Origin of the sequence: Sphingobacterium sp. JUb20 (genome assembly GCF_004342035.1) — a bacterium.
Taxonomy (GTDB): Bacteria; Bacteroidota; Bacteroidia; order Sphingobacteriales; family Sphingobacteriaceae; genus Sphingobacterium; species Sphingobacterium anhuiense.
Map to the genome: position 1 here is coordinate 1 of NZ_SLYV01000019.1, position 13,073 is coordinate 13,073.

Annotated in this window: 11 protein-coding genes; 5 read left to right on the forward strand and 6 right to left on the reverse strand. The window is 36.8% G+C overall.

Going from position 1 to position 13,073, the window contains the following annotated elements; genetic code table 11:
• Positions 1 to 114: 114 nt before the first annotated feature.
• Positions 115 to 1,581, reverse strand: coding sequence for an RNA polymerase factor sigma-54 (gene rpoN / locus EDF66_RS23715; protein ID WP_021189499.1), 1,467 nt, complete (start codon positions 1,579 to 1,581; stop codon positions 115 to 117).
• Positions 1,582 to 1,811: 230 nt separating this feature from the next.
• Here rpoN and EDF66_RS23720 point away from each other — a divergent pair, with 230 nt between their 5' ends.
• Positions 1,812 to 4,229 carry a penicillin-binding protein 1A gene (locus EDF66_RS23720; protein ID WP_132845559.1) on the forward strand — a complete coding sequence of 806 codons (2,418 nt, stop codon included), beginning with the start codon at positions 1,812 to 1,814 and terminating at the stop codon, positions 4,227 to 4,229.
• Between the two features lie 31 nt (positions 4,230 to 4,260).
• Here EDF66_RS23720 and EDF66_RS23725 read toward each other — a convergent pair whose 3' ends face one another.
• Positions 4,261 to 4,584 carry a GIY-YIG nuclease family protein gene (locus EDF66_RS23725; RefSeq protein ID WP_132845561.1) on the reverse strand — a complete coding sequence of 108 codons (324 nt, stop codon included), beginning with the start codon at positions 4,582 to 4,584 and terminating at the stop codon, positions 4,261 to 4,263.
• 101 nt (positions 4,585 to 4,685) lie between these two features.
• On the opposite strand from EDF66_RS23725, the gene EDF66_RS23730 reads away from it, so the two are divergent.
• From EDF66_RS23730 to infB, 4 genes are all read left to right on the forward strand, one after another.
• Positions 4,686 to 5,459 (forward strand): XRE family transcriptional regulator, encoded by a 774-nt coding sequence (locus EDF66_RS23730; protein WP_132771100.1) that lies wholly within the window; start codon positions 4,686 to 4,688, stop codon positions 5,457 to 5,459.
• A gap of 146 nt (positions 5,460 to 5,605) precedes the next feature.
• Positions 5,606 to 6,073: a ribosome assembly cofactor RimP gene (rimP, locus tag EDF66_RS23735; RefSeq protein ID WP_021189503.1), complete on the forward strand. Its 468-nt coding sequence runs from the start codon at positions 5,606 to 5,608 to the stop codon at positions 6,071 to 6,073.
• A gap of 2 nt (positions 6,074 to 6,075) precedes the next feature.
• Positions 6,076 to 7,314: a transcription termination factor NusA gene (gene nusA, locus EDF66_RS23740; RefSeq protein ID WP_021189504.1), complete on the forward strand. Its 1,239-nt coding sequence runs from the start codon at positions 6,076 to 6,078 to the stop codon at positions 7,312 to 7,314.
• 106 nt (positions 7,315 to 7,420) lie between these two features.
• Positions 7,421 to 10,591 (forward strand): translation initiation factor IF-2, encoded by a 3,171-nt coding sequence (gene infB, locus EDF66_RS23745; protein ID WP_132771101.1) that lies wholly within the window; start codon positions 7,421 to 7,423, stop codon positions 10,589 to 10,591.
• A gap of 239 nt (positions 10,592 to 10,830) precedes the next feature.
• Here infB and EDF66_RS26645 read toward each other — a convergent pair whose 3' ends face one another.
• The 4 genes from EDF66_RS26645 to EDF66_RS23765 all read right to left on the reverse strand — a co-directional run bounded on the left by EDF66_RS26645 (position 10,831) and on the right by EDF66_RS23765 (position 13,069).
• Positions 10,831 to 11,211: a DUF2752 domain-containing protein gene (locus EDF66_RS26645; protein ID WP_132771102.1), complete on the reverse strand. Its 381-nt coding sequence runs from the start codon at positions 11,209 to 11,211 to the stop codon at positions 10,831 to 10,833.
• Positions 11,201 to 11,734: a CD225/dispanin family protein gene (locus tag EDF66_RS23755; protein WP_165902512.1), complete on the reverse strand. Its 534-nt coding sequence runs from the start codon at positions 11,732 to 11,734 to the stop codon at positions 11,201 to 11,203. The genes EDF66_RS26645 and EDF66_RS23755 overlap by 11 nt, the downstream gene beginning before the upstream one ends.
• Positions 11,735 to 11,827: 93 nt before the next feature.
• Positions 11,828 to 12,259, reverse strand: a complete 432-nt coding sequence (locus EDF66_RS23760; RefSeq protein ID WP_132845562.1) for a DUF1579 family protein — start codon at positions 12,257 to 12,259, stop codon at positions 11,828 to 11,830.
• A 63-nt stretch (positions 12,260 to 12,322) separates the two neighbouring features.
• Positions 12,323 to 13,069 (reverse strand): succinate dehydrogenase/fumarate reductase iron-sulfur subunit, encoded by a 747-nt coding sequence (locus EDF66_RS23765; protein WP_132845563.1) that lies wholly within the window; start codon positions 13,067 to 13,069, stop codon positions 12,323 to 12,325.
• Positions 13,070 to 13,073 lie beyond the last annotated feature (4 nt).

Consider the following 13,073-nt stretch of genomic DNA (forward strand, 5'->3'; position numbering starts at 1 on the left):
CGGATTAATTTAAATGGAATGAGCCCGGTGGAATACCGAGCTCATTATATCAAAAACACTGCGTAAATTAGTCCAGCTTTTTGGGGTCAGTCCATATAGGTGGCCTTTTACTTATTATAATTCTTTACGTAAACGTGCAACAGGTATATTAAGTGCTTCGCGATATTTTGCAACGGTACGTCTAGCGATATTGTAACCTTTATCTTTTAAGATTTCGGTCAGCTTTTCATCAGCAAGAGGTTTGCGTTTATCTTCATTTGCGATGCATTCTTCTAAGATCTTTTTAACTTCTTTATTGGATACTTCTTCTCCAGATTCTGTTTGAATAGCTTCAGAGAAAAATGATTTAAGAAGAAATGTCCCAAATTCTGTTTGTACATATTTTGAGTTGGCAACACGGGATACGGTCGAGATGTCCATACCTATGCGATCGGCAATATCTTTTAATATCATCGGTCTAAGCTTAACATCATCACCTGTTAAAAAGTAGTCATACTGATACTCCATGATGGCATTCATTGTTTTTAGCAATGTCTGCTGTCTTTGTTTTATCGCATCAATAAACCATTTCGCAGAATCGAGTTTCTGTTTTACAAACTGAACAGCTTCTTTCATTTTTTTATCCTTTTGATCGGATTTCTCATAATGTTCGAACATGTTCTGGTAAGAACGACTCACACGTAGTTCTGGTGCATTTCGTCCGTTTAATGTTAGATGAAGTACTCCATCGTTGTTAATGATGTGAAAATCGGGAATGACATGTAACTGTTTACCTGCAACAGCTCCTGAATCACCTGGTTTTGGATTTAACTTTAGAATTTCATTTACAATATTTTTAAGATCATCTGAGGTTAACCCTAGCGATTTTTCAAGTTTATCATAATGCTTCTTGGTAAATTCATCCAAATAATTTTTTACAACTTTAGTTGCCTGAATGATGGTTGGATTATTTTGATCTTTCTTTTGTAATTGTATCAGCAAGCATTCCTGTAAATCACGAGCTCCGATACCTGCCGGTTCAAAATCTTGAATAACCTTTAACATTTCTAATACTTCGCTTTCAGTAGCGATAACATTTTGAGAAAACGCAAGGTCATCAATGAGACTTAATATTGGACGACGTAGGTATCCGTCATCATCTAAACTTCCAATAATTTGCTGACCGATTAAGAAATCACGGTCATCTAAGGCTAGTAAATCGAGCTGTTGTTGTAATTTCTCAAAAAATGAATCTTGTACAGCAATGGGAATCTCTTTTTTATCATCATCTTCGTCAGTATAATTATAGTTGTTGGAGTAATCAGTATAATCATCTTCCTGGATATATTCATCTACGTTGAACTCATCGCTGTCGAAGCTTTCTTCACTATCAAAACTCTCATCTGGATCGCGATCTGGGTATTCTTCGTTCGGTTCGGCCATGTTTGCTAAACTGCCGTCCTCAAGTGCTGGATTCTCCTCTAATTCTTCTTTAATGCGTGCGTCCAAAGAGACTGTAGGAACCTGTAAAAGTTTAATAAACTGAATCTGCTGTGGAGATAGTTTTTGTAATAACTTTTGTTGTAAGGTTTGCTTTAACATGTTTTTCTATGACTAATTCGAATATAAATTTATATAAATTATATTGATTTAAGAAACAAAAATACATGGAAAAGGTATTTGGGTATAATTTTTGTAGCTATCTATAATCTTATACTCCTAATTATCAGAATTGGAATAATGAAATGTTAAATTTCGTTAATTCTTCTTTATGACATGTAAAAGCTATTTTTTTTGCTTGTTTTCACAAAACATTTTTAGACCTTTACCATATGTTTAAACGTATTAAGAATAAATATATACGCTATATAGCAATTGCTATATATTTTTTAATCGTCCTTGTTTGTGCTATACAGCTTAACTTTTTGGGGCTATTTGGCTACTCGCCTACAAAAAAGGATATTACGATGCCCAGTGTTAATATCTCGACCGAATTGTATACTGCAGATAGTGTTTTGATCGGTCGTTATTTTGATGAAGACCGTAATCCAGTGGCTTTTGACAGCATATCTAAAAACGTGATCAATGCGCTGGTGGCTACAGAGGATGTTCGCTTTTATAAACATAGCGGAGTTGATTTTTTAGGTCTCGGATCTGGTATTGTTTCTACTTTATCTGGAGATAGAAGAGGGGCTAGTACAATTACGCAACAATTGGCAAAAAACTTATATCGTACACGCTATAATAAATCGGGTGGTCTTCTTGGTAAAATACCTGGTGTTGGTTTAATTGTAACCAAGTTTAAGGAATGGATGACCGCTTATAAATTGGAGTCACGATATGAAAAAAATGAAATTATAACGATGTATTTAAATACCGTTTCGTTCAGTAATAATTCATATGGTATCCAAACGGCTGCACGACGTTATTTTAGTAAAAATGCAAGTGAACTTAGCATCAATGAAGCTGCGGTATTAGTGGGTATGCTGAAGGGAACAACAATTTATAATCCTATGCGTAATCTAGACAAATCGCGTGAGCGCCGAAATGTCGTTTTAACTCAAATGGAGAAGGCAAAGTATATTGATCAAACTCAGGTTGATCAGTTGTCAAAGGAGCCATTGGTATTACGTACGGAGAACAAAGATATACATGCGGGTGAAGATTCTTATTTACGGGCAGCGGTAGAGCGTTGGCTGGAGAAGTGGGCTGATGAAAATGATATGGATATCTATAAGGATGGTCTAAAGATTTATACTACAATCAACTCAAAGCTTCAAAAACATGCCGAGGAAGCTGTTGCTAAGCAGATGCAGGTATTGCAACGGAGATTGAAGAATGCATGGGGTAGTGAAGAGCCGTGGCGTGATTTGTCTGGTAAGGTAATTCCTGGATTTATTGAAAACTTGGTAAAAAAGACAGACTATTATAAATTTTTGGTGAAAAAATATGATCAACGTACTGATAGTATTGATTTCTACTTGAACCGTAAAAAAGAAATGGAAGTATTTTCTTGGAAAGGAGAGCGGATGCGTGAAAAAGTAGAGATGTCCACTGTTGATTCGATCAAATACTATGTAACTATGTTAAATACGGGTGTGATGAGTATGGATCCATATTCTGCTGAAATTAAAGTGTGGGTAGGAGGTATCGATCATCAGTTTTTTAAATATGATCATGTTAATCAATCTAAAAGACAGGCAGGTTCTACATTCAAACCTTTTGTTTATTTAGCAGCATTGGAATCCGGTATGACACCTTGTGATCAGATTCAAGATAAGCCCGTAACCATTAAGATTGATAAAGGAGATTCAATTGAAGTCTGGGAGCCTAAAAATGCTGACTGGAATTTTAGCTATCGGGATATGTCATTGCGTTGGGCCATGGCGCGTTCGGTAAATTCGATTACAGTTCAACTGACAGAGAAAGTAGGGGCTGATAAAATTGTTGAAGCGGCACATCGAGTTGGAATTGAAAGTAAATTGAGTCCTGTGGCGTCGATCGGTTTGGGGCCAAATGATGTTTCAGTTTTTGAAATGGTAAATGGTTATGCTACAATGATGAATCACGGTGAACGTGTAACACCTATTCTTGTTTCTCGAATAGAAGATTATGACGGAAAAGTGATTGCAACTTTTAAACCTGAACGTAAGCAGGTAGTGGATAAACAAGATGCATGGTTGATGACCTATATGCTTCGCGGAGGAATGGAAGAGCCGGGAGGAACTTCACAGGCATTATGGGAGTATGATCTTTTTGATAAGGAAAATGAGATTGGTGGAAAAACGGGTACTTCTTCGGAGTATGTAGATGGGTGGTACATGGGTGTTACCAAAGATCTGGTAACTGCGGTGTGGGTCGGTTGTGACGATCGAAATATCCATTTTAAAAATTCGCAGACCGGTGAGGGCTCTAAAACTGCGCTACCAATTTTTGGTTTATTTATGGAATCTGTTTATAAGGATAAGCAGTTAGGCTATACGCAGGGTAAATTTCCTGCTCCAACTGTGGAAATTACAAAGAAGTATAAGTGTGAAACTCCTCGTCCGCCTCGTGAAGAGGTTGTCTCAGATTCGACCGCTGTAGATGATGAGATATTAATCGATGGTCTGGAAGATGTGCAAAATGGTGGTACAACTCAAGAAGAAGGGTTATCGACTTCTGGAGATGATGATGCTTCTGACGTCTTATCTACCCATAATGATGCAGCGGCAATAAGACCGCGTGATTCACTAGGTTTTGGTGATTAATACGTTCTCTTAAAAATTTTAAATCGGTTGTTTATGAAGTATAAACAACCGATTTTTTTTTGGAAGTATCCATATTAGTTGGACATAGGTTGTTCCAATTCGCATTTTGTTTTCTGATGAGCTTCTCCTTCTGCATCCGTGTAAAGTGATTTAATTCAAATTGTCTTTTTTCAGCGTGTTCCTGACAATCAAATTTTTCCATATAAACGACACGAGTTAAGTGTGGACCATTGGGAAAGAAAATGTTGCAGCTGCTTTTTATTTCGTTCATCGCCCGGTTAAAGTCTGATGTGATATCTACATTTAAGAACTGTCTGTTGCTGTCCGTAATGATGTATAATGTGTGTGATTTCATGTTTTGAGCTAATAAATTTGGTTATTTGTATAATTTTTACTAATTTTATTGGCACAATAATACTAATATTTTTAGATATTAAAAATTAAAATTAAAAAAATATGCCAAACATAGCTTCCAATCTTAAGTTTTTAAGAAAAACGAAAAGGCTTACACAACAGCAGTTTGCTGACTTAATGGAGATAAAACGTGCTTCTGTAGGGGCGTATGAAGAAGATCGGGCAGAGCCAAAATATGAGTTACTAAAAAAAATAGCAGAGTTTTATGACCTTTCAATGGATGAGCTTGCTAATGATGAGATAAATGAAAAATGGAAACGGGCTCCTAAAAGTAATGCTTCTAATTTACGGGTACTTAGTGTTACCGTTGACGGGCTTGACCGCGAAAATATCGAGTTGGTTCCAGTAAAAGCGAGCGCTGGCTATATGAATGGTTATGCTGATCCGGAATATGTTGCAACGTTACCGAAATTTTCGTTACCTATGTTCAATCAAGGAACCTATCGGGCTTTTGAAATCAAGGGTGATTCGATGCGTCCTTTGGCTAGTGGTTCTATTGTCGTCGCAGAATATGTGGAGAACTGGAATGATATTAAGCCAGGGCAGACCTATATTGTCGTTTCAAAAGATGAGGGGGTTGTCTACAAGCGAATAGCATTTAAATTTAAAGAAGATAAAGGTCTGAAGTTAGTTTCTGATAATAAGAGCTACGATCCATATTGGGTAGAAGCGAGTGATATTATGGAAGTTTGGAAAGCAAAAGCGTTTATTAGTACAACGCTTCCGGAACCTAGTAATGAACCTTCTATGGAGACTTTGACAAGCATGATGGCAGAAATGCAAAAAACAATTAATTCGGTTGTAGATAAGGGTTAGAGGATCATTTTGATGGATCTTTTTTATCTATATTTTGATAGTTGAAAAAAAATATTTACCTTTGTCTTATCTGAGAGGAAGGGGGCAACGTATGCCCCCTTTTTTAATTCATTGATTTCAGTATTTTTATTCGTTTTCGAAAGAATATGCAAAATGTAGAGAAAAGAGTTATCGAACTCGTCCAAGAAAAATTAGCAGATCGCGATGATTTGTTTATTGTAAGTGTTAAATTTCATCCGAACAGCGTGTTGGAAGTTTTGCTAGATGGTGATCAGGGAATTAGTATCGATGATTGTGTACAGGTTAGTAAATTTGTCGGATTTCAGTTGGAAGAAGAGGGGACAGTAGAGAAAGCTTATCGTCTTGAAGTTTCTTCTCCGGGGCTAGATGCTAATTTTGTTAATCAAAGGCAATATGAGAAAAATATTGGACGCAATGTGCAAGTGAAGTTAAATGATGGTACAAAAACGGAAGGTACATTGTTAGCCGTTGAGGATGCACAGATAACAATTGAAGAAACAATAAAAGAAAAAGGTAAAAAAGCGGAGCAGGTTGCTCGCATTATACCTTTTGAACAAATAAAAGCAACTAAGGTGTTAATTTCATTTAAATAAAAATGAGCAGCAATATCAATTTGATTGACTCTTTCCAAGAGTTTAAAGAGTTTAAAAACATTGACCGACCTACGGTTATTTCTGTCTTAGAAGAAGTATTTCGTAGTATGATCCGTAGACGTTTTGGTACAGATGAAAACTGTGATGTTATCGTAAATCCTGATAATGGAGATTTAGAGATATGGAGAACACGCGTTGTTGTTGAAGATGAATTTTCGGAAGATGATGATCTTGAAATTGAATTAACAGAAGCGAAGAAATTTGATGCTGATTTAGAAGTTGGCGATGATTATATTGAACAGATAACGTTAGAGAGTTTTGGTCGTCGTGCTATTTTAGCAGCCCGTCAAACTTTGGTTTCAAAAGTTTTGGAATTGGAGAAAGACGAAGTTTTCAAAAAATATAAAGACCGTGAAGGGGAGTTGGTGATCGGCGAGGTTTATCAAATCTGGAAAAAAGAATTGCTTGTGTTAGATGATGACGGTAATGAATTAATTTTACCGAAGACAGAACAAATTCCTGCAGATTATTTTAAGAAAGGTGATAGCATTCGTGCAGTCGTTTATAAAGTGGATATGATGAATAATAATCCTAAGATTCTTATTTCTCGTACTGCTCCAGAATTTTTACAACGTTTATTTGAACTGGAAGTTCCTGAGATTTTTGATGGTTTGATTACGATTAAGAAAATCGTTCGCGAACCAGGAGAGCGTGCTAAAGTGGCAGTAGAATCTTATGATGATCGTATTGATCCTGTTGGTGCTTGTGTGGGTATGAAAGGATCTCGTATTCATGGTATCGTTCGTGAATTGCGTAATGAAAATATCGATGTAATCAACTTTACAACGAATCATTCACTTTACATTACACGTGCATTAAGCCCAGCTCGTATTAGCTCAATCAAGATTGATGAAGAAAATAAGACGGCTGCAGTGTATTTAAAATCTGATCAAGTTTCTTTGGCAATTGGTCGTGGTGGACACAATATCAAATTGGCAGGTAAATTGACAGGTTATGAGATCGATGTTTATCGTGAGAATGACGAGTTTGATGAAGATGTGGATATCGAAGAATTCAGCGATGAAATCGAAAGCTGGGTAATTGATGCATTGAAACGTGTAGGTTTAGATTCAGCACGTTCAGTATTGGCATTGACAGAAGAAGAGTTGTCTAGAAGGACTGACTTGGAAGAAGATACGGTAAAAGACATTTTACGTATTTTACAGGCTGAATTTGAATAAAATGAAGCCACATAATTTATTTTCATCTCTATTTCGAATTTAATTGTTATAGAGATGTAAAAAAAACATATTTTTGTATTAAATATTTAATTAGTTAAAATAATAGATGACTGAAGGAAAAGGTACAAACCTGCTTAAAGCAGCAAAGGAACTCAATATTGGCATATCTACTGCCGTAGATTGTTTAGTGAAAAAAGGGTATGACGTCGACGCCAAACCTGGTACTAAGCTATCCGGAGAGATGTACAATGTGCTGTTGAAAGAGTTTCAAGGTGACAAGATCGTGAAAGATGAAGCTAAACAAATTGTGATTGGCAAAATTCGTCGTGATGAGTCGCCAGTCGCTTCTCCTAAAGAATCATCTAAAAATGACGATTATGAAGAAACTGCAGCTTCAAAAGATATTTTGATAAAAAATGCTGCGGTAAATACAAGAGAAGAATCTAATGCAGATAAAAAAGAGAATCCAGTTGAAAAGGTAACGGGTTCTGAGGCAAAGGAAAATTCATCAAATACACACACTGGAGGTATGAAGGTTGTGGGTAAAATTGATTTAGATGCTTTGAAAAGAGGATCTAAACCTAAGAAAGAGGAAACTCCAGAAGTGAAAGCTGAAACTCCAAAGGAAGTGGAGAAGAAGCCTGAGGTAGTTAAAGAAGCAACTCCTACAGCTCCAAAACCTATCGTAAAAGAAGAGCCTAAAGTAGAAGTTCCTAAAGCTCCGATAGTGGAAGCACAAAAAATAGAAGAGAAAGCGCCAGAAGCACCTAAGGTTGTCATTGCTGCACCTCAAAAAGTTGAAGTTAAAACTGAAGCTCCTAAAGTTCAAGAGAAGAAAGTGGTAGAAGAAAAGCCAAAAAATGAAAAACCTGCTGTGAAAGCACCGGTTGAAACTCCTGTAAAGGAAGTGAAAAAAGTTAATCCTGCAGATGAGGTTATTAGTGCTAAAGCAGAGAGATTAACAGGTCCAAAAGTAATTGGTAAGATTGAATTGCCTACGGCAAGACCTTCTCATCGCGATAAGCCTGTAGCATCTTCTTCAAGTGCTACTGGTAATGATCATAAGCGTAAACGTAAACGTACGAATAATACAGGAACTCCGCCTCAGGGTGGTGGTACCCATCCAAATCGTACTGGAGGTCCAAACCAAGGTGGTGGAAATCATCCAAATCGTACTGGTGGAAATCATCCAGCAGGGAATAATCAAAACCGCCCAGCAGGAGGTCCAGGAGGAAATAATCAAAACCGTCCAGCGGGAGGTCCAGGAGGACATCATAACCGTCCAGGAGGTCCAGGTGCAAATAAAGGTCGTCCAGCCTTCAATAATAGAAGTAATGGACCTAATGTACCAAAAGAAGAGCCTACTGAAAAGGAAATCCAAGATCAAATCAAGGCTACATTAGCGCGCTTAAGTGGTGCTGGTAAGTCAGGTAAATTTGCTCAACGTGCGAAATTGAGACGTCAAAAACGTGATGATGTCGCAACTAACGCGGAGGAGGAAGCATTAGAAAGAGAAATGCAAGCAAAAGTGTTGCGTGTTACAGAATTTGTAACGGCAAACGAACTTGCTAACTTAATGGATGTGGCTGTTACACAAATTATCGCGACTTGTATGAGTTTAGGTATGTTTGTTTCAATTAACCAACGTCTAGATGCAGAAACTTTAACCATTGTTGCTGATGAATTTGGTTATCAAATTGAATTTATCAAACCTGAAGATGAAGAGATTGCTGATCTTGAAGAAGCTGACAATGAAGATGCATTGATTTCTCGTGCTCCGATTGTTACGGTAATGGGTCACGTCGATCACGGTAAAACATCTTTATTAGATTACGTGCGTAAAGCAAATGTAACAGGTGGTGAAGCAGGAGGTATTACGCAGCATATTGGTGCTTATGCGGTACAATTGGACGGTGGACGTAAGATCACTTTCTTAGATACTCCAGGTCACGAAGCCTTTACAGCGATGCGTGCTCGTGGTGCAAAAGTAACAGATATCGTGATTATTGTTATTGCAGCGGATGATGCTGTGATGCCACAAACGAAAGAAGCAATCAACCACGCACAAGCTGCTGGTGTGCCAATCGTATTTGCATTTACAAAAATTGACAAGCCAGGTGCTAATACAGATCGTATTAAAGAGCAGTTGTCTCAAATGAATATACTAGTAGAGGATTGGGGTGGTAAATACCAAGCACAGGAGATTTCAGCAAAAACTGGATTGAATGTAGATCTTTTATTAGAAAAAGTATTATTAGAAGCAGAGATGCTTGACTTAAAAGCTGATCCGAACAAACGTGCTGTTGGTTCTGTAATTGAAGCTGCTTTGGATAAAGGTAGAGGTATTGTGACAACAGTGCTGATATTAGGCGGTACTTTACGTGTGGGAGATCCTATTTTAGCAGGTTCTCATAGTGGTAAAGTGAAAGCTTTAACAAATGAACGTGGTGAGCGTGTGAAAGAAGCAGGTCCTTCTGTACCGGTTCAAATCTTAGGTATGGCAGGAGCACCTACTGCAGGTGATAAGTTCTATACTATGGAGAGTGAATCTGAAGCTCGTAATGTGGCGAATAAACGTCTTCAATTACAACGTGAGCAAGGTATGCGTGCTACGAAACATATTACTTTGGATGAGATCGGTCGTCGTTTGGCAATCGGTAACTTTAAAGAGTTGAACGTGATCGTAAAAGGTGACGTGGATGGTTCAATCGAGGCATTATCTGATTCATTATTGAAATTATCAACACAAGAGATTCAAGTGAATGTAATTCACAAATCTGTGGGTGCTATCTCAGAGTCAGATGTTTTATTAGCTTCTGCTTCTGATGCAATTATCATCGGTTTCCAAGTTCGTCCATCTATAGGTGCACGTAAATTGGCTGAACAAGAGCAAATTGATATTCGTCTTTACTCAATCATTTACGATGCTATTGCAGAACTTAAATCGGCAATGGAAGGTATGTTGGCTCCGAAATTTGAAGAAAAAATCGTTGCTAACGTTGAGATCCGTGAGACATTTAAAATCTCTAAGGTCGGTACAATTGCAGGTTGTATGGTCTTGGATGGTAAAATTAACCGCAATAATGATATTCGTATCGTCCGTGATGGTGTTGTTGTTTTCACAGGTAAATTAGCTTCATTGAAGCGTTTCAAAGACGATGTGAAAGAAGTTTCATTCGGTTATGAGTGTGGTTTGAATATTCAAGGATATAATGATATTCAAGAAGGTGATATCGTTGAAGCATACGAACAAGTTGAAGTAAAACGTAAGTTGTAATTAAACAATTTATCATACATAAAAGGAGCGTTTTTAATAAAACGCTCCTTTTTTTATGAGTTTTAAAACACACAGATAGTTCTTGATAGGAATTGGGAGTTAACTATAAGATCTAATCCATATTCCTAAAGTAAGATCATTCCATTAAAATCGTGCAAATAGAACAGATGATCTGAAATGAGTATTTTTTACCGTAATGTTTTTTTATATTAAAGCGACTTACAGTAACTGTTTCTACTTTATAAGTTTCTTACTATCCAAAAACCAATTACAATGATAAAAACGATTACAATTGCTTTATAACCAAATAGTATCTTTCGCCATTTAAGCATTTTTGGAGTAGGTGATTTTTGATATTCAAAGATTAATCCTGTGATGATATAGGGGATAGCGATGATCAGTAAAAAATTTTGCCTCCATGCGTTCTGGAGGTCAAAATTTAAAAGATAATGTATGGCGCGTTGTGATCCACATCCGGGACATTTGTAGCCTGTAATGACATAAAATGGGCATTTAGGAAAAATGTCATACTGTATCGGATTAAAGAACTTATATGTAAGAATTAAGATGAATAGAAGTATAATCCCTATGGACCATAGATAATATTTCTTAATTACCATAATTAAATATAGATCCAACTACACCTAAGATCATCAATAGTACATATAATACTGTCATCACAATGGAAACAATAAAACCAATTTTAGTCCATTTTTTAGCTTCATCTGATGCTCTTTGTGCACCTTGCAGATCTCCTGCATAGAATCTGGATTCAACTTTTGCTGCATTTATTATTCCCGCTATTCCAAAAGGAAGACAGCATAAAATTGTAACTAAAATAGATTCAACTAACCATGTTTTAGGTACGATATTTAAAAATGGGTCATAGGCTTTATTTTGAGGATCGGCTGACTGGTTGAAGGGAGATTGTCCAGTTGCTTGAAATGGATTGGGAGGATTAGGAGGGGGGGCTATGTTTGAAGAAAATAAAGCAGCAAGCTCAGGAACCTCACTGGCTTTTCTCCAGTCACCCATTCCTTCATACCACACATTTGTTTCTGGTGTAATGTTTTTATATTTGAGCTCTTCGAGAGTAAAGGGACCAAAGTTTGTGTAGCCATCTGTATAAAAGTACTTTTTCATATTTTAGAGTTTTATAATTTATTTAAATATAGAAAAAAAGGGCAGAGTTGATTTTTTTTGTAAAATATTTTTATGTTTTACCCTATACCAACTTTATCTTTTTGTCAGTTTTATGTGTATAAAATCGCTCCAGATATTATGATCAGTCAGCTGTTTCCAAATACCTGAAAATTCATTGTTCTCCTTACTGAACCCACCGTTAAACTTTAAGTTAGTTCCGGTAAATGTCCAAAGGTGATTGTCTAATATAGCATTCATAAAGCCAGATTGACCTTGATTGTTATAATATTGCATGCTGTAATGTTGACGTACGACGTCATATCCTATAATTTCATGGGTAAGGCTATTTGACGTTCCTATCATGACATTTGCCTGGTGCAAAATAAAAGAATTGTCTAGAATCCAATAATATGTATCAGTCCCTTTGATTTTAACTGCAGGAGCATTATTGGTTTTTAGAATAATACCTTCGGTATCCCAAGTTCCTATAAAATGATTTAAATGCTGTTTTGCTATTTGATCCATTTTTGATTCTTAAGGTCAATTTTTTTTATGAACTGTAGTCCAGAATATTGGTATTTACAACCTTTATTTTTTTAATAGATGTGCTCGATTATATTCATAATTCATTCGTGCAATATTGAGTACTGAAATACCTTGTGGACATTCAACTTCACAGGCTTCCGTATTGGAGCAGTGGCCAAAGAGTTCTTCATCCATTTGATTCACCATAGCAATGACCCTAGTAAGTCTTTCTTCTTTACCTTGTGGGAGTAATACCATATGGTTGATTTTTGCTGATGTAAAAAGGGCCGCGCTTCCATTTTTACAGGTGGCAACACAGGCTCCACATCCGATACAGGCAGCAGCATCAAATGCCGCTTCTGTCACTTGATGTGTTACGGGAATGGTCAGTGCGTCCGGTGCTTGTCCTGTATTGATGGATACAAATCCACCTGAAGAGATAATGCGGTCAAATGCAGAACGATTTACTTTTAAATCTTTTTTTACAGGAAATGCTTCAGATCTAAATGGTTCGATAAAAACCACTTCACCATCTTTGAAGGACCTTAAATGTAATTGACAGGTAGTTGTATTTTTCAGCGGTCCATGCGCAATCCCGTTTATCATCATACCACATTGTCCACAGATTCCTTCACGACAGTCGTGGTCAAATTCAACAGGTGTGTCATTCGCTAATATGAGCTTTTCATTTAATGTATCTAGCATCTCTAAAAAGGACATATGCGGATTGAGGTTTTCCAAAGTATAGTCTACAAGTTTGCCATCAGCATTTTTATTCTCTTGTCTCCATATTTTTAGATGTAATTTCATAGCT